This window comes from Rhodococcus sp. NPDC127527, assembly GCF_042672245.1.
Lineage (GTDB): Bacteria > Actinomycetota > Actinomycetes > Mycobacteriales > Mycobacteriaceae > Rhodococcus_G.
On the sequence record NZ_JBHXVP010000027.1, the window covers coordinates 1 to 17,158 of the forward strand.

At 69.7% G+C, this 17,158-nt stretch carries 16 protein-coding genes and 1 pseudogene; 8 read left to right on the forward strand and 9 right to left on the reverse strand.

Annotation, left to right across the window (positions count from 1 at the left end):
• Positions 1–104 precede the first annotated feature (104 nt).
• The 3 genes from ACFVH2_RS24640 (at position 105) to ACFVH2_RS24650 (ending at position 3,891) form a co-directional block, all read left to right on the forward strand.
• Positions 105–1,004, forward strand: a complete 900-nt coding sequence (locus ACFVH2_RS24640) for an ROK family protein (RefSeq protein ID WP_378426411.1) — start codon at positions 105–107, stop codon at positions 1,002–1,004.
• 129 nt (positions 1,005–1,133) lie between these two features.
• Positions 1,134–2,342 carry a phosphotransferase family protein gene (locus ACFVH2_RS24645; protein WP_378426413.1) on the forward strand — a complete coding sequence of 403 codons (1,209 nt, stop codon included), beginning with the start codon at positions 1,134–1,136 and terminating at the stop codon, positions 2,340–2,342.
• A 100-nt stretch (positions 2,343–2,442) separates the two neighbouring features.
• Positions 2,443–3,891 carry an aldehyde dehydrogenase gene (locus ACFVH2_RS24650; RefSeq protein ID WP_378426415.1) on the forward strand — a complete coding sequence of 483 codons (1,449 nt, stop codon included), beginning with the start codon at positions 2,443–2,445 and terminating at the stop codon, positions 3,889–3,891.
• 79 nt (positions 3,892–3,970) lie between these two features.
• Here ACFVH2_RS24650 and ACFVH2_RS24655 read toward each other — a convergent pair whose 3' ends face one another.
• Entirely contained in the window at positions 3,971–4,495 is a 525-nt protein-coding gene (locus tag ACFVH2_RS24655) for a hypothetical protein (protein ID WP_378426416.1), read from the reverse strand.
• Positions 4,496–4,689: 194 nt separating this feature from the next.
• Here ACFVH2_RS24655 and ACFVH2_RS24660 point away from each other — a divergent pair, with 194 nt between their 5' ends.
• On the forward strand, positions 4,690–5,658 hold the full coding sequence (locus ACFVH2_RS24660) for a cation diffusion facilitator family transporter (protein ID WP_378426418.1): 969 nt from the start codon (positions 4,690–4,692) through the stop codon (positions 5,656–5,658).
• 22 nt (positions 5,659–5,680) lie between these two features.
• Here the strand turns inward: ACFVH2_RS24660 and epsC are convergent, their stop codons facing one another.
• The 3 genes from epsC to ACFVH2_RS24675 all read right to left on the reverse strand — a co-directional run bounded on the left by epsC (position 5,681) and on the right by ACFVH2_RS24675 (position 9,195).
• Complete coding sequence (epsC, locus tag ACFVH2_RS24665) at positions 5,681–6,265, reverse strand: serine O-acetyltransferase EpsC (protein WP_378426420.1); 585 nt, start codon at positions 6,263–6,265, stop codon at positions 5,681–5,683.
• 5 nt (positions 6,266–6,270) lie between these two features.
• Positions 6,271–7,206, reverse strand: coding sequence for a cysteine synthase A (gene cysK / locus ACFVH2_RS24670; RefSeq protein WP_378426422.1), 936 nt, complete (start codon positions 7,204–7,206; stop codon positions 6,271–6,273).
• Between the two features lie 165 nt (positions 7,207–7,371).
• Entirely contained in the window at positions 7,372–9,195 is a 1,824-nt protein-coding gene (locus ACFVH2_RS24675; protein WP_378426424.1) for a phosphoenolpyruvate carboxykinase (GTP), read from the reverse strand.
• A 292-nt stretch (positions 9,196–9,487) separates the two neighbouring features.
• Between ACFVH2_RS24675 and ACFVH2_RS24680 the strand changes: the two are divergent.
• Together ACFVH2_RS24680 and ACFVH2_RS24685 are read left to right on the forward strand one after the other, a co-directional pair.
• A pseudogene (locus ACFVH2_RS24680) lies at positions 9,488–10,156 on the forward strand (GlxA family transcriptional regulator); the annotation flags it as partial.
• A gap of 61 nt (positions 10,157–10,217) precedes the next feature.
• Complete coding sequence (locus tag ACFVH2_RS24685) at positions 10,218–10,844, forward strand: DJ-1/PfpI family protein (protein WP_378426442.1); 627 nt, start codon at positions 10,218–10,220, stop codon at positions 10,842–10,844.
• Between the two features lie 67 nt (positions 10,845–10,911).
• Here the strand turns inward: ACFVH2_RS24685 and ACFVH2_RS24690 are convergent, their stop codons facing one another.
• The 5 genes from ACFVH2_RS24690 to ACFVH2_RS24710 all read right to left on the reverse strand — a co-directional run bounded on the left by ACFVH2_RS24690 (position 10,912) and on the right by ACFVH2_RS24710 (position 15,281).
• On the reverse strand, positions 10,912–11,637 hold the full coding sequence (locus tag ACFVH2_RS24690; RefSeq protein ID WP_378426425.1) for a hypothetical protein: 726 nt from the start codon (positions 11,635–11,637) through the stop codon (positions 10,912–10,914).
• 214 nt (positions 11,638–11,851) lie between these two features.
• The gene (locus tag ACFVH2_RS24695; RefSeq protein ID WP_378426427.1) at positions 11,852–12,577 is read right to left on the reverse strand and encodes a hypothetical protein; all 726 of its coding nucleotides are present in this window, start codon (positions 12,575–12,577) and stop codon (positions 11,852–11,854) included.
• 154 nt (positions 12,578–12,731) lie between these two features.
• On the reverse strand, positions 12,732–13,031 hold the full coding sequence (locus tag ACFVH2_RS24700) for a DUF6802 family protein (protein ID WP_378426429.1): 300 nt from the start codon (positions 13,029–13,031) through the stop codon (positions 12,732–12,734).
• Positions 13,032–13,075: 44 nt separating this feature from the next.
• Entirely contained in the window at positions 13,076–14,527 is a 1,452-nt protein-coding gene (locus ACFVH2_RS24705; RefSeq protein ID WP_378426431.1) for a hypothetical protein, read from the reverse strand.
• Complete coding sequence (locus ACFVH2_RS24710; RefSeq protein ID WP_378475739.1) at positions 14,520–15,281, reverse strand: hypothetical protein; 762 nt, start codon at positions 15,279–15,281, stop codon at positions 14,520–14,522. The genes ACFVH2_RS24705 and ACFVH2_RS24710 overlap by 8 nt, the downstream gene beginning before the upstream one ends.
• A gap of 284 nt (positions 15,282–15,565) precedes the next feature.
• On the opposite strand from ACFVH2_RS24710, the gene trmB reads away from it, so the two are divergent.
• Both trmB and ACFVH2_RS24720 read left to right on the forward strand, forming a co-directional pair.
• Positions 15,566–16,345 carry a tRNA (guanosine(46)-N7)-methyltransferase TrmB gene (gene trmB, locus ACFVH2_RS24715; protein ID WP_378426443.1) on the forward strand — a complete coding sequence of 260 codons (780 nt, stop codon included), beginning with the start codon at positions 15,566–15,568 and terminating at the stop codon, positions 16,343–16,345.
• The gene (locus ACFVH2_RS24720) at positions 16,342–17,052 is read left to right on the forward strand and encodes an NYN domain-containing protein (protein WP_378426434.1); all 711 of its coding nucleotides are present in this window, start codon (positions 16,342–16,344) and stop codon (positions 17,050–17,052) included. The genes trmB and ACFVH2_RS24720 overlap by 4 nt, the downstream gene beginning before the upstream one ends.
• Positions 17,053–17,158 lie beyond the last annotated feature (106 nt).

A 17,158-nucleotide genomic window follows, 5' to 3' on the forward strand; every position in this document is an offset into this window, starting at 1 on the left:
TCTCATTCCACTTCTTTTTGTGGGCTGGTGGGTGGTGGTTGTCGTGTGGTTGCCCCCACAACCCCACCCCCCACCACTGCGGCGGAGCCGCATATCCTCCCGGCATGACCGCTCTCGCGCCCGCTCTCGCACTGGACGTCGGCGGCACCAAGCTCGCGGCGGGACTGGTCTCGCCCGCGGGCGAGTTGCTGCGCGAGCGGCGGGTGCCGACGCCCGCGACCGACGTGTGGGAGGCGACGGAGGCGCTGTTGCGCGAGGTCGCGGACGGGCAGCCGGTGTCGGCGGTCGGGATCGGCTCGGCCGGGCCGGTCGACGTCGAAGCCGGCATCGTCGGACCGCTCAACATCCCGCAGTGGCGCACCGGCTTCCGCCTGGTGAGCGCGGTCGAGGCACTGTTCCCCGGCGCGCGGGTGCACCTGGCCATCGACGGGGCCTGCTGCGCGCTCGCCGAGCAGCGCTTCGGCGCCGGCCGCGGGACCGCGAACCAGATCGGGATGATCGTCTCGACGGGGGTCGGCGGCGGGCTGATCGTGGACGGTCGCGTCGTCGGCGGTCGCACCGGCAACGCCGGGCACATCGGCCACGTGGTGGTCCCGGGAGCGGACGACGTGCCGTGCGCCTGCGGTGGATTCGGCTGCCTCGAGGCGGTCGCGAGCGGACCGTCCTCAGTGCGCTGGGCCAATGCCCACGGGTGGGCCGGGTCGACGGGACTCGAGCTGTCCGAGTCGGCGAACGCGGGCGACGCGGTGGCGCTCGCGGCGCTGCGCCGGGCCGGCACCGCGGTCGGGACCGCGATCGCGTCGACGGCCGCACTGCTGGACCTGGAACTGGCGGTGGTCGGCGGCGGTTTCGGGCAGTCCGGAGCGCCGCTGTGGGGCCCGATGGTCGAGGCGGCGGACCGGCACGCGCGACTGTCCTTCAGCAGGGGGCTGCGGATCGTGCCCGCGGAGCTCGGGGACCGCGCGACGCTCATCGGCGCGGGCGCGTTGACGCTGGTCAGCTAGGTCGCCGAGGTTTCGTTACAGGTTCTCCCGAAATGGGGGCTGCTTTCCCCCCCGAGATTCTGTAACGTGTTCTAGTGTGCTTCTCACCACACTTCGGCCTCCCGCTAGGGAACGACGGATCGAGGGCACGTGAACACTGCCGAGACAGCCCAGGACAACCCGCAGGGCGGCGACAACTACGCCGAGGTCGCCCGGCCAACCGATTCCAAACGCGACCCCGAGCAGTTGCGGCGTGCCCTGCAGGACTGGCTGGTCGGCCGCCTGCACGAGGGCGCCGACCCGGAGGTGGCCGGGGTCCGACTGCCCGACGCCAACGGCATCTCCAGCGAGACCATCCTCTTCGACGCCACCTGGACGGAGTCGGCCGACGACGCAATAGGAGCGGAGCCAGGTCAGCGGCGGACCCACGAACTCGTCGCCCGCGTCGAACCGACCGCCGTCTCGATGCCGGTGTTCCCGAGCTACGAGATGGGCACCCAGTTCGACGTGATGAAGGCCGTCGGCGAACTGTCGGACGTGCCGGTGCCCACCGCGTACTGGTCGGAACCCGACCCGACCGCGCTCGGTGCGCCGTTCTTCGTGATGCAACGCATCGAGGGTGCGGTACCGCCCGACGTGATGCCCTACAACTTCGGGTCCTGGCTCTCCGAGGCCACCGACGAGCAGCGCCGCACCCTGCAGGACGCGTCGGTGGACGTGCTGGCCAAACTGCACGCCATCCCGGATCCGCAGCGGCACTTCGGCTTCCTGCGACTGCACGACGCGGGCCCGACCGCCGAGCAGTCGTTCCGGGCCCACCTGGCGCGCCAACGCGGGTACTACGAGTGGGCCACGGCGGACGGCCCACGTTCGCCGCTGATCGAGCGCTGTCTGGACCGCCTCGAGGCGACGGTCCCGGCCGACGACTCCCCCGCGGTGCTGTGCTGGGGCGACTCGCGGATCGGCAACATCATGTACCAGGACTTCGCCCCGGTCGCGGTGCTGGACTGGGAGATGGCCGCACTGGGCCCGCGTGAGATGGACCTGGCGTGGATGATCTTCCTGCACAGGTTCTTCGAGGACCTGGCGAACCTCGCCGGACTGCCCGGACTGCCCGACTTCATGCGGCGCGAGGACATGGCCGCGCGATACACCGAACTGACCGGGCACAAGTGCGAGAACCTGGACTACTACAGCCTGTACGCGGCGCTGCGGCACGCGACGATCATGTTCCGCGTGCAGTCGCGCGCCATCGCCTTCGGACAGGCGCAGCGGCCCGACGATCCCGACGACATGATCCTGCACCGCCCCACGCTCGAGGCGATGCTGGACGGCACCTACTGGTCGGGGGTGTCGTGACGCCCGCCCGGACCCGGGAGGGCTCCTCCACCTAGACCACGACAGCCCCGCGAATTCCACACCACGATCCGACGAAACCCGCACCAGCAAGGAAGATTTCATGACTGACTACGACAAGCTCTTCATCGGCGGACAGTGGGTGGCACCGGCCACCGACGCCCGCCTCGAGGTGTTCTCCCCCGCCACCGAGGAGCGCGTCGGCAGCGTTCCCGTCGCCGCCCCCGCGGACATCGACGCCGCGATCGCCGCCGCCCGGACGGCGCTCGAGACCGGCCCCTGGGCACAGACCACCCCGGCACAGCGCGCCGAGATCCTCGTCAAGGCGGCGAAGCTGATCGAGGAGCGTTCCGACGAGCTGTGCACGCTGATCACGTCCGAGATGGGCGCGCCGCGTGCGGGCGTCGAGCTCATGCAGAAGACCCCGACCCTGGCCGTGCTGAGCAGCTACGCGGCGCTGGCCGAGACGTTCTCCTGGGAGGAGGAGCGCACCGGCCCGTTCGGCCTCTGCAAGGTCATGCGCGAGCCGGTCGGTGTCGTCGCCGCCGTCATCGCCTGGAACGTCCCGCTGTTCCTGCTGATCAACAAGCTGGCACCCGCCATCATCTCCGGCTGCACCATGGTGCTCAAGCCCGCGCCGGAAACCCCGATGAACGCCAACCTGGTCGCGGAGATCTTCGCCGAGGCCGGCCTGCCCGCGGGCGTGCTGTCCATCGTCCCCGGCGGCGCGGAGACCGGCGAGTACCTGGTCTCGCACCCCGACGTCGACAAGATCACCTTCACCGGCAGCAGCGCCGTCGGCCGGAAGATCGGCGCGATCGCCGCGCAGAACCTCAAGCGTTGCTCCCTCGAGCTCGGCGGCAAGTCCGCCGCGATCCTGCTCGAGGACATGGACGTCCCGGCGACCATGCCGATGCTGATCATGTCGGGCCTGATGAACTCCGGCCAGGCGTGCGTCGGCCAGACCCGCATCCTGGCACCGCGGTCTCGTTACGACGAGATCGTGGAGTCCATGGTGCAGTTCGCCGGGTTCATGCCGATGGGCATGCCCGACGACCCGGCCGCCCAGCTCGGCCCGATCATCACCGAGAAGCAGCGCGACAAGGTGCTCGGCTACATCGAGAAGGGCAAGGAAGAGGGCGCCCGTCTCGTCCTCGGTGGCGGCGTCCCGGCCGGCCTGGAGAAGGGCTACTTCGTCGAGCCGACCATCTTCGCCGACGTCGACAACTCCATGACGATCGCCCGCGAGGAGATCTTCGGACCGGTCCTGTCGGTGATCCCCTACGACAGCGTCGAGGAGGCCGTCAAGATCGCCAACGACTCGGACTACGGCCTCGCCGGCTCGGTGTACACGACCGACATCGAGAAGGGCCTCGAGGTCGCCAAGCAGATCCGCACCGGCACCTTCGGGATCAACTGGTACGCCTTCGATCCGGGTTCGCCTTTCGGCGGCTACAAGAACTCCGGCATCGGCCGCGAGAACGGGCCCGAGGGCCTCGACGAGTACTGCGAGCTCAAGTCGGTGCTGATGCCGCCCGGCTACGGCGCCTGAGTCCGAGCCTGACGCTGCAAAAACGCGCGCCGCACCGAATGGTGCGGCGCGCGTTCGTCGTTCGGGAAGGTTCGAGAATCTAGCTGCCGAACGGCAGCGAAATCGCCGAGCTGCCGTCGCCACTGCCCGCGGGGAGCAGGCCGACCTGCATGAGCTGCGGCTCACCGACGACGGGGTGAGTGGGGTCGAACAACCGGACGCAGCCGCCGATGACGCCGTAGACGCCGGGGGCGATGTCCTTGACGGTGTTGGTGACCGTGGCGGCGGGCGCGACCCCGAACATGCTCAGCGGCTCGGACAGGCTCGGGTACACCACGACTCCGGGCTTGAACAGCGTCGTCGGGTCCGCGACCACACCGGGGACGTCCGCCGCGTTCACCACGAACGCCTGGCACCACGGGACGTTGATCGCCCACGGGTTGGTGTTCGTCACCTTCATCGTGATGCTGGAGGAGGTCGACGACGCCACCACCGTCGGCGGCGTGGTCGTGGTGGCCGCGGCCGCCGTCGCGGGCATCGTCATCGCCACGGCCGCAGCGGTTGCCGCGGTGATCGCGGCGCCGCCGACGACTCGCTGGAGGCTCTTCCGGGTGGTTTCCTGCATGTGTAGACCTTTCGCATCGCATGATCAGCGTTGTCCCGGCTGCGGCATGTGCCACGGCGCGGTGAAGACTGCAGAACACTATGCGGCCCCGGCAAGCTGATCGGCACCATTGGTCGAATCGTTAGCGTTTCCAGACAAACTCGTGGCCGTCCGACGGCGAGACCGCAGCGGATCCGAGGCCTATCGTTCGAGGCATGAGTCTGCCCGCTACCGGAAACGACGCGTCCTCGTCCGTGTCCGACGACGAGAGCACGCTGACCGTGCTGCTGGCGTTCGGCGCGAATCTCGCCATCGCCCTGGCCAAGTCGGTGGCCGCCGCGCTGACCGGGTCCGCCTCCATGGTCGCGGAGGCCACCCACTCGTGGGCCGACACCGGAAACGAGGTGCTGCTGCTCATCGCGAACCGCCGGTCCCGGCACCGACCCGACGCCGCGCATCCCCTCGGGTACGGTCGCGAGGCCTACGTCTGGTCGATGTTCGCGGCGCTGGCGCTGTTCGCACTCGGTGCGGGAGTGTCGATCACGCACGGCATCCAGGAGTTGTTTCACGCGGAACCGGCCACCGACTTCGGAGTCGCCTACGCGGTTCTCGGAATTTCCTTTGTGCTGGAAGCCATTTCCTTCCGCCAGGCGTTCCGGCAGGTCCGAGCGGAGGCCGTGGACGCAGATCGCGACCTGCTCGAGCACGCACTGAAGACGTCCGATCCCACCGTTCGGGCCGTCTTCGCCGAGGACGCCGCCGCCCTGATCGGCCTGGTGATCGCGTTCGCCGGCGTCCTGCTGCACCAGCTCACCGGATCCCCCGTCCCGGATGCGGTCGGTTCCATCGCGGTCGGCGTCCTGCTCGGGGTCATCGCGATCGTCCTGATCGACCGCAACCGTCGATTCCTCGTCGGCGAGGAGGCCTCTCCGCAGCTGCAGACCGCCGGGTTGACCACCCTGCTGGCGTTGCCCGAGGTGGATCGGGTGACCATGCTGCGGATGGAGTACCTCGGACCCCGCCAGGTGTACCTCGTCGCGAGCGTCGACCTGACCGGCGACCTCGTCGAGCACACCGTCGCCGACATCCTGCGTTCGCTCGAGGCCCGGCTCGAGGCGGACCGGCACATCCTCAAGGCCGTGCTGACGCTGTCGACCCGCGACGAACCCAGCCTCAGCCCGTAGCCCCCGAACGGGTCGAGGGACCTCAGATGTACATCGCCGGGTCGATGTAGGTCGTCGGGTCCACCAACTCCTCGTGCTGCTTGCCGCTGCGGTGCCGGATGGTCGCGGGAATACCGGTCGCGATGGAGTCCGCCGGGACGTCCCGGGTCACGACGGCGTTCGCGCCGACCGCGCTGTCGTCGCCGATCGTGATCGGCCCGAGCACCTTGGCGCCGGCGCCGATCGTCACCCGGTTGCCGACCGTCGGGTGCCGCTTCGTCTTGGCCAGCGACCTGCCGCCGAGCGTGACGCCGTGATAGAGCATCACGTCGTCGCCGATCTCGGCGGTCTCACCGATCACCACACCCATGCCGTGGTCGATGAAGAAGCGCCGGCCGATGGTCGCACCGGGATGGATCTCGATGCCGGTGAGGAACCGGGTGAACTGCGCGAGCACCCGCGCCGGGCCGCGCAGCGCGGGCACCGCCCACATGCGATGCGCGACCCGGTGCGACCAGATGGCGTGCAGCCCCGAGTAGACGACGGCATTCTCGATGTTGCTGCGCGCGGCCGGATCGTGACCGCGCGCGGCCTGCAGATCCTCCCGAATCGTGCGCAGCACGCCCATGACGGTCAGTCCCGGATGTGTTCGAAGAGCGGGGTGGAGATGTACCGCTCACCGAAGTCGGGCACCACCACGACGATCAGCTTCCCGGCGTTCTCCGGGCGCTTCGCCAGCTGCAGCGCGCCCCACACGTTCGCGCCCGCGGAGATTCCGCCGAGGATGCCCTCGTCGGTGCCGAGGTCGCGGGCCACGCGGATCGCGTCGTCGAGCTCGACGTCGATGATCTCGTCGTAGATGTCGCGGTCGAGGATCTCGGGGACGAAGTTCGCACCGAGGCCCTGGATCTTGTGCGGGCCGGGCTGGCCGCCGGTGAGGATCGGCGAGTCCGCGGGCTCGACGCCGACGATCTGGACGCCCGGCTTGCGCTCCTTGAGGGTGCGGCCGACGCCGGTCAGGGTGCCGCCCGTGCCGATGCCCGCGACGAAGATGTCGACTGCGCCGTCGGTGTCGGCCCAGACCTCCTCGCCCGTGGTGCGCTGGTGGATCGCCGGGTTGGCCGGGTTCGCGAACTGGCGCGCCAGGACGGCGTTCTCGGTCTGCGCGACGATCTCCTCGGCCTTGCTCACGGCGCCCGCCATGCCCTCGGCGCCGGGGGTCAGGACGATCTCGGCACCGTACGCGCGCAGCATGACCCGGCGCTCGGTCGACATCGTCTCCGGCATCGTGAGGATGACCTTGTAGCCGCGAGCGGCCGCGACCATGGCCAGCGCGATACCGGTGTTGCCGGAGGTGCCCTCGACGATGGTGCCGCCGGGCTTCAGCGCACCCGCGGCCTCGGCGGCGTCGACGATCGCCACACCGATCCGGTCCTTGACGCTGTTGGCGGGGTTGTAGAACTCGAGCTTGGCGACGACCTGGGCCTGCGCCCCGTCGGTGACGCGGTTCAGCCGCACCAGCGGCGTCCGTCCGACCAGCTCGGTGACGTTCTCGTAGATCTGGCTCATCGCTGATCCTCTCCCCGGCCGCGCGGGTCCCGGGTGTCGCTGTCTGTGTGTTTATTGCACCACTGCGCCCGTGTCCCCCCGAAACCGGACTCCCGAAAACGGGTGAGGGGAACCGTCAACCAGTTGGACCGATTGATGGTTCCCCTCACCCGAAAAGCTGCGGGACTAGCCCAGGCGCTGCTTGAGCGCCTCGAACTCGTCGCGGATGCCCGACGGCACCTTCTCGCCGAGGAACTCGAACCACTCGGTGATGAGCGGCAGCTCCTGCTTCCACTCCTCGACGTTCACGGCCAGCGCCTCGTCCACGTCGGCGGCGGCCACGTCGAGACCGGTCAGCTCCAGGTCCGCGGCGGTCGGCACGAAACCGATCGGGGTGGTCTGCGCGCCCGCCTTGTGCTCGATGCGGTCCACGATCCACTTGAGCACGCGGGAGTTCTCGCCGAAGCCGGGCCACAGGAAGCGGCCGTCGTCGCCGCGGCGGAACCAGTTGACGTAGAAGATCTTCGGCAGCTTCTCCGAGTCGGCGTTCTTGCCGAGGGTGATCCAGTGGTTGATGTAGTCGCCGGCGTTGTAGCCGATGAACGGGATCATCGCCATCGGGTCGCGACGGACGGTGCCGACCGCACCCTCGGCCGCGGCGGTCTGCTCGGACGACAGCGTCGCACCGAGGAAGGTGCCGTGCTGCCAGTCGAAGGACTCGCTGACCAGCGGAACCGTCGTCTTGCGGCGGCCACCGAACAGGATCGCCGAGATCGGCACGCCCTGCGGGTCGTCCCACTCGGGGGCGAGGATCGGGCACTGGGACATCGGGGTGCAGTAGCGCGAGTTCGGGTGGGCGGCGGGCGTCCCGGACTCGGGGGTCCAGTCGTTGCCCTTCCAGTCGATCAGGTGCTCGGGCTTGTCCTCCAGGCCCTCCCACCAGACGTCGCCGTCGTCGGTGAGGCCGACGTTGGTGTACAGGGTGTTGCCCGCCTCGACGGTCTTCATGGCGTTCGGGTTCGAGCCGTGGTTGGTGCCCGGCGCGACGCCGAAGAAGCCGAACTCCGGGTTCACCGCGTACAGGCGGCCGTCCTCGCCGAAGCGCATCCACGCGATGTCGTCGCCGAGGGTCTCGGCACGCCAGCCCGGGATGGTCGGCTGGATCATCGCGAGGTTGGTCTTGCCACAGGCCGACGGGAACGCGGCCGCGACGTAGTAGTTCTTGTTCTCCGGCGAGATCAGCTTGAGGATGAGCATGTGCTCGGCCAGCCAGCCCTCGTCGTGGGCCATCGCCGACGCGATGCGCAGCGAGTAGCACTTCTTGCCCAGCAGCGCGTTTCCGCCGTAGCCGGAGCCGTAGGACCAGATCTCGCGGTCCTCGGGGAAGTGGGTGATGTACTTGGTGTCGTTGCACGGCCACGGCACGTCGGCCTGACCCTCGGCCAGCGGGGCACCCACCGAGTGCAGCGCCTTCACGAACGGCTTGTCGGTGCCCAGCTTGTCCAGGGCGGCCTGACCCATGCGGGTCATGATGCGCATGGAGACGACCACGTACTCGGAGTCGGTGAGCTCGACACCCAGCTTCGGGTCGTCGGCGCCGAGCGGGCCCATGCAGAACGGCACCACGTACATGGTGCGGCCGCGCATCGAACCGCGGTAGAGCTCGGTCATCAGCGACCGCATCTCCGCCGGGTCCATCCAGTTGTTGGTCGGGCCGGCGTCGATTTCCTCGCGCGAGCAGATGTAGGTGCGGGACTCGACGCGCGCCACATCGGACGGGTCGGAGTTGCCGAGGAAGGAGTTCGGCTTCTTCTCGTCGTTCAGGCGGGTGAAGGTGCCTGCCTCGACCAGCTTGGTGGTCAGGCGGTCCCATTCCTCGTCGGAACCATCCGCGAACACGACTCGATCGGGCTGCGTGAGCTCGGCTACCTCGCGGACCCAGGCGAGCAGCTCGCCATGCGAGGTAGGCGCGTCAGTACCGTTCAGACCTGGAATGGTCGCTGAGGTCATCAAACTCTCCCTGGGTGTGCCGGAATCGAATCGACCGCACGCCGGAAGAGGCATGCGGTGGAGCCGATTGCTCCCTCTCGGCGGGGTGCTACCCGCTGTTCGACCGCCGCGTGCGAGTGGTTGCACACGGTGGCGGACGACACGGGTGCCGGGTGTCCTGGTAAGAGGTTAACTCTGCCTGCCCCGCTTGCGGGAATCGGGTCAGGTCAGATGCCTCACAGGAACGATTCAGCCGCTGACGTCGCACCCACCGGGTCGTGGCAGGAAGCGTGGGATACGTGTCGTTGACGCCATGGACTCGTCGTTCGACGATCGACAGGTGCCCCTCGGCCTGCACGCGGTCGGACTCGACGAAGTGGACGCCGCCAGCCCCGACCTTCTGGTGATTCCGGGTGGCGCCGGCAACCATCGGGCCGCGGACGATCCGCGACTGCTCGACTGGTTGGCCCGGACCCGTCCCGGTCGCCTGGCCACGGTGTGCACCGGCGCCTTCCTCGGGGCCGCGGCCGGCCTGCTCGACGGCAGGCGGGTGACGACGCACTGGGCACACGCGCGCGATCTCGCCGCCCGCTATCCCCTGCTGACCGTCGACCCGGAACCGGTCTACATCGAGGACGGCCCCGTCTGGTCCTCCGCCGGGGTGACGGCGGGCATGGACCTGTCGCTGGCCCTCGTCCGCGAGGACGTCGGCGTGCAGACCGCGCAGACCGTGGCGCGTTGGCTGGTGATGTTCCTGCACCGCCCGGGCAACCAGTCGCAGTTCGCGGCCCCGGTCTGGATTCAACGGGCTCGCGACGACGCGGTTCGCGCCGCCCAGGACCTGATCGACGCCAGTCCCGGCGGCGACCACCGGATCGGTGTCCTGGCCGATGCCGTGTCCATGAGCGAACGCCACTTCCAGCGCCGTTTCGTCGAACAGGTCGGGATGACGCCCGGCCGCTACGTCGCCGAGATCCGCGTCGAGGCCGCTCGGCGGGCACTCGAGGAGTCAGCCGACCCGATCCGGACGATAGCCGCTCGCAATCGCCCTGTTCCCTCGCTTCACCGCGCTCGATGCGATCGGCCCGTACGAGGTGTTCCAACGCGTCCCGTCGATCGACGTCACGTTCGTGGGCGCCATCCGCACCCCGGTCCGTTCCGAGAACGGATTCCTCGGCATCGAAGTCGACGCCACCTTCGACGACCTGCCGAACCCCGACGTCCTGGTGTTTCCCGGCGGCATCGGGACCAGGGAACTGCTGTCCGATGCTCCGACCCTCGACTGGGTGCGCGGCGCCCACGCCAGCTCCCGATTCACCATCTCGGTCTGCACCGGGTCGCTGGTCCTCGGCGCTGCCGGACTGCTCGACGGACTCACCGCCACCAGCCACTGGGCGGCAGTCGACTTCCTGGCTTCGTTCGGTGCCCAACCGACCGGCGAACGGGTCGTCGAGCACCTGCACCGGCGCATCGTCACGGCGGCCGGGGTGTCGAACGGCATCGACATGGCGCTGCGACTGGTCGAGCTGCTCGTCGACCGGACCGCGGCGGAGGCCGCTCAGCTGTGGATCGAATACGACCCGCAGCCGCCTTTCGACTCGGGCGACCCGCGAAAGGCCTCGGACGAGGTCAAGGCGCAGGCGGCCGAGTACGCGGCCGCCCGAGCCTGACCGAAGACGCCTCCGGCGGTGACGATTCGTTCATCGTCACCGCCGGAGGCGTCAGTGCTGGTGCGTACTAGCTGCCGTTCTTCAGGACGCGGGTGATGGTGTCGCCGAGGACGTCGGACACCGAGCCGGTGGAGCTGAGCTGGCCGTCCGCCGAGCCCAGGCCCGCCATGTCCAGGCTGCCGGTGGTTGCCTCACCCGGGTTGGGGAGCCGGACGGTGAAGCACGCGGTCAGGTTGGGCATCTCGTTGGAGACGCCGACGGTGCCGGCCACGCCGGTGCCGCCGCTGGTGACCTGCGAGCCGATCGTCGCGTTGCTCGGAACCTTGTAGGTCATCTTCAGGGTGACCGGGTTTCCGGAGTTGACGAACCAGCCGGTGCTGGTGACCTTCCAACCGTTGCCGTTCTTGGTGGGGGTCACCTCGGCCTCGTGCTGACCGGTCGGGATGCTGACCGTGTACGCGGTGACGGTGGCCTTGACCGGCGCGCCGAAGCCGGCGGGCGGGATGTCGTTGATGGTGTTGACGTACGGGTTGCCGATACCGGTGGTGGAGACCACCGTGGTGTAGGTCACCTCGGTGCCGCCGGCCGCCTCGGCGGCCGAGACCGTCTTCGAGTAGTTGTGCGTGATGCCCCAGGTGCTGATGTCGCTCTTGCTCGCCTGGCTGCTCTGGTTGCAGGTGCCGGCCGCGCTGGCCGTGCCCGCGCCGAAGCCGACACCGACGGTCACGCCGGCCACGACGAGGGCACCGGACGCGGCGACCGCAGCAACGCGGGCCATCGAGGATCGGGACATGTAGATCTCCGTTCGATCAAGTACAGGCCCCGCGGTCGGGTGTGCGGAAGCCTTGCGGGGTTCGATGTGGGTGACGCCAGTCACCACTCGGATCTTTATACGGACGGACGTCCAGTTTCACAGGGCTTTGCGAGAAATCACCGCACGAGTTACGACCCAGGCGGTGACGAGCACCCGCTCGTCACCGCCTGGGCGTCGTCGGTACTCGTGCGTGTCAGCTGCCGTTCGCCAGCACCTTGCTGATGGTGTCGCCGAGGACGTCGGACACCGAACCGGTGGAGCTGAGCTGGCCCTCGGAGGAGCCCAGGCCCGCCATGTCCAGGCTGCCGGTGGTGGCCTCACCCGGGTTGGGGAGCCGGACGGTGAAGCACGCGGTCAGGTTCGACATCTCGTTGGAGACACCTGCGGTGCCGGCCACGCCGGTGCCACCGGTGGTGACCTGCGAGCCGATCGTCGCGTTGCCCGGAACCTTGTAGGTCATCTTCAGGGTGACCGGGTTGCTGGAGTTGACGAACCAGCCGGTGCTGGTGACCTTCCAGCCGGTGCCGTTCTTGGTGGGGGTCACCTCGGCCTCGTGCTGACCGGTCGGGATGCCGACCTGGTACGCGGTGACGGTGGCCTTGACCGGCGCGCCGAAGCCGGCGGGCGGGATGTCGTTGATGGTGTTGACGTACGGGTTGCCGATACCGGTGGTGGAGACCACCGTGGTGTAGGTCACCTCGGTGCCCGCGGACGCCTGCGCGGCCGAGACCGTCTTCGAGTAGTTGTGCGTCACGCCAAGGGTGCTGATGTCGCTCTTGCTCACCTGGCTGCTCTGGTTGCAGGTACCTGCCGCACTGGCCGTGCCCGCGCCGAAGCCGACACCGACGGTCACGCCGGCCACGACGAGGGCACCGGAGGCGGCGGCCGCGGCAACGCGGGCCATCGAGGATCGGGACATGTAGATCTCCGTTCGATCAAGTACAGGCCCCGCGGTCGCCATGCGGAAGCCCTGTGTAGAGGTTTCGATGTGTGTGACACAACCACACACGCGACCCTTTATACGGACATGCGTCCAACTCCTCGTGCTTTTCGAGAAATTTCGTGGGGGATGCCTACAACCGGCCGTGATCGGTGCGCTCCCACCGCAGCGCCCCGTCCGGATCCCGGTGGGCCTCCCACGCGGCGTACTCGCCGTCCTGCTCGACCGTGGTGACATGATCGGCGAATCCGTCCCCGTCCAGGTCCGACGCGATGGTCACACCGGCCTCACCGGCGACGCTGCGGGAATCGAGGATTCCGTCCCCGTCCAGATCCACGGTCGGGTCGTGCAGCTCGAGCTCGCCTGCGTCCGCCGCCATCGGGTGGTCGACCAGGTCGTCGGTGTCGAGCATCAAGTCGTCGGGAATGATCACCGCGGCTCCTTCCGCTGGGGACCGGCCGGATGCGGACCGGTCGCTCAGAGACTTGGACGCAGTGCGCCGGGCGCCGGTTCCGGACGACCCGCGCCGCCCAGGTATCGGTCGAGTACCGCGAGGTCGCGTTCGCACGCGGCCAACCGTCCCGACGTCCGGGCCATGGACTCGCGCAGTTGCCGGTCCAGGCCGGCGAGCCGGTCGTCCACCTCGACCATCCGCCGCCGATGTGCGGCGAGCAGCGCGTCGGTGACGCGCGCTTCGGTGTCCACGAGCCGGCCCAGCGCCCGCTGCTCGAGCACCGCCCGCGCCTGCGTGAGCGTCTCGGTCACCCAGTGCCGCAGGTGGTTGCGGTCGGCGACCTGACCCCGCACCCGGGTCAGCCACCAGGCCACGACCCCACCGATCAGCAGCGTGACGGGAATGCTCGCAAGGTTGAATGCGGGCATCGTCGAGATCGGCGCCATCACCAGCCGGCCGAGACCCAGCCCCGCGGACGCGCCGACCAGGATCGTCAGCCGGTCCTCCGCACCTCGGTGCCGGGGTTCCGGATCCTCCACCGCCGGGGGCGCGCGGTTCGGCGCTCCGACCGCCGCCTCCCCCGCCACCTGCGCACCGATCCGGTCCAGGCGCTCGGCGGCCACCGCGTCCAGGTCCGCGGTCAGCGAGACCACCTGTTCCCGCAACCAGTCGGGGAACCGAGTCAGCTCGCTCCCGTCGGCGCGGTCGATCCGCGACCTCGCCGACGTCGACAGCGCCCGTACCCGGTCCCCGACGTCATGCAGGAGGTCGACCCGGGCCAGCGCGGTCAATCGCCGCAGGGTCGCCGCGGACTCGGTCCGGACGCCGTCGCGGGCGGCGATCAGCTCGGCCCGCTGCGCGCGCAGATCAGCGGCACCGTCGTCGCCCCGGACGGTGGTGGCGGTGGACCGGACCAGGTCGCGGGCTCGATTCGCGGCCGCCCACAGTCGCTCGTGGGTCGGGTCCGGCGCTCGGGTCCGATCCCGGACGAGGGCCGCGCCGAGCTCGTCGCGCAACGCGGACAGCGACTCGTCACCGCGCCCGGAAATCGGGTGGATCACGGCGCCGGCGAACCGGGGCGCATGATCGGCGAGCAGGGCCTCGTCACGTTCGCGCACCGACTCCCAGCCGCGGTGCACGTCGATCCCGGTGAGCGCGAACGAGACCGACCACGCCGCCGCGGTGCCCGACCGCAGGAGGTCCAGCTCCTCACGCCCGAGCGGTCCGGACGCGTCGAGGACCATCAGCACGACCGCGGCCCAGGGGTCGGGGAGTTCGGCGAACCGCAGCCCGGGAGCCGCGAAGCGCAGTCGCGCGGCGAGCTCCCCGCCGCCTGCGCCGGGGAGTCCGAGCACGGACACGCGAGGATGCCGGTCCGTCGGTTCGGGACGGTCGAGGCCGACCGACAGATCGGGGCACCATCGCCGCAGGACCGCGACCAGCTCCGGGGGCGGCGCGATCGACTCCTCAGCCATCGCGACCCCAGGACCGGACGGCGTCGCGTTGCAGGGTGAGCGCCGCGCGCATGGCCCGGGCGTCCCGAGTCGTCGCCATCCGATGCCGCCAGTCGAGGGCCCGCCGCAGCGCCTGCGACGCGCTTTCGCCGGCGGGTACCGGTTCGCCCGAGGCAACCGCCGCGAGTCGGACTCCCTCGTCCGAGGCCAGGTAGGCCTCGATCTGGTCGCGGAGCGCCGCGACCCCCGAGTGCGACCGCAGGTCGGCGAGCAGCGCGGCGGACCGTTCCGAGCGTATCGCCGCGACTCGGACCGCGAACGCATCCCGTACGGCGTCGAGCCCCGTGACCTCGCCGACCGCCGCCACCGCCAGGCACGACGCCCCCAGTTCCTCGGCACAGCGGTCCGCCGCACCCTGCGGATCGCCGAGTGTGTCCGCCTTGCTCAGCACGACCAGCGCCCGGTCCCCGGCCGCGCGCAGGGCCGCCCGATCCGCGGACCGCGGCGGGTCCACGACAACAAGCACCACGACGTCCGCGGTCAGGTCCGGGTCGGAGGCGCCCGGCACGTCCCAGGACGCCGTCTGCTCGACGACCGCGCCGGGGATCGGACCCAGTGCCGCGACGAACGCGGACTTCCCGACTCCGGACCGCCCGGTGACCTCGACGCGGATCACCGCGTCGACCTGTCGGGCCACTCGGCCGATCGTCGCCGCGGCCGTGCGATCGGCCTCGCCCAGTGAGTGCAGCAGTCGGTCCATGCCCGTTGATGGCATCGCCACCATCCCCCCAGATAGGACGCATCGAAAAGATGCACATAGAAATACGGAGTAACCGGCGCGCCCTCCCCGGCGCGTCCGATAACGATGATCGCACGCACCGCACGCCGCCACACCGGGAACACGACTGCGCGACGAGATCGGGCGCGGACCGCAATCAGGACACGAAGATGCAGGTCGAGGCGATTCCGACGGTCCGAAGGGATGGCCCCGCCCCCAGGCGTGCGCGTGGTCGGGGAGGCGGCCTCCCAGGGAACTCTCAAGTTCTCCTTAAGGCCCCGCTGCCGGAAACCGGTCGCATGCGTGACAATGGTCCGGTGAATGACGCCGAACCCCGGGTGGCTGGAGCCGCCGAACAGGGCTCCCGCCTGTACCCCCGGGTGACCAGTTTCCGATCGCGCCGCGGCGCTCTGACCGACCCCCAGCAGCAGACCTGGGATCGCCTGTGGCCGGTGATCGGCGCCGACGTGTCGGACGAACCGCTCGACACCGCGGCCTGGTTCGGCAGGCAGGCCCCGACCATCGTCGAGATCGGCTGCGGCACCGGTACCGCGACCACAGCGATGGCCAAGGCCGAGCCGCACGTGAACCTGCTGGCGGTCGAGGTCTACCGCCCGGGCCTGGCCCAACTGCTGCAGGCCGTCGAGCGCGAGTCGATCCCGAACATCCGGGTGCTGCGCGGTGACGCGATGGACGTACTGGAGAACATGCTGGCGCCGGCATCGCTCACCGGGGCCCGCGTCTTCTTCCCCGACCCCTGGCCCAAGGCCCGCCACCACAAGCGCCGGCTGCTGCAGGCCCCCACGTTCGCGCTGATCGCGGACCGGTTGATGCCCGGTGGTGTGCTGCACGTGGCCACCGACCACGCCGAGTACGCCGAGTGGATCGCCGAGACGGGCGACGCCGAACCCCGGTTGACGCGCCTGGACTGGGACGAACTCGCGGCCGGCGACCTCGAGTCGCCGATGACCCACGAACGCCCGGTCACCAAGTTCGAGGACAAGGCGCATCGCGTCGGCCGTCCGATCACCGAACTGATCTGGGGAAAGGTCGAACGATGAGCGTCAGCGAGTTACCGGACACCAGCGCGGCGGTGGGATCGAACTCACCCGGCAGCGACTCCAGTGAGGTCCGCCACCCCAGGCGGGTGCTGCTGGTGTGGGACGCGCCGAACCTCGACATGGGGCTCGGTGCCATCCTCGGCGGCCGCCCGACCGCCGCCTACCGGCCACGATTCGACGCGCTCGGCCGGTGGCTGCTCGGCCGTACCGCCGAGTTGTCGGGGACCAGCGCGGTTCGCCTCGAGCCGGAGGCGACGGTGTTCACGAACATCGCCCCGGGCAGCGCCGACGTCGTCCGCCCCTGGGTCGAGGCCTTGCGTAATGTGGGTTTCGCGGTGTTCGCCAAGCCGAAGATCGATGAGGACAGCGATGTCGACGCCGACATGCTCGACCACATCGCCCTCCGTGCGCGCGACGGGGGCCTGGCGGGCATCATGGTCGCCTCCGCCGACGGGCAGGCTTTTCGCGAGCCGTTGGAGGACATCGCAGCGACCGGCGTCCCAGTCCAAGTTCTCGGCTTCCGCGAGCACGCGAGCTGGGCGGTTTCCTCGGAGATCCTCGAATTCGTAGACCTCGAGGACATCCCCGGGGTGTTCCGCGAGCCACTGCCGCGGGTGAGTCTCGACTCGCTCCCCGACGAGGGTGCCTGGTTGCAGCCGTTCAGACCGCTGTCAGCCCTGCTCATCGGGCGTCAAGGAGTTCAATAGTGTTCGCCACCTGGGGCCGACTCGTGTACCGCCTCCGATTCACGGTGATCGGGGTGATGGTCGCGTTGATGCTCGGCCTCGGGGCGTACGGCCTGGGCCTGGAGAA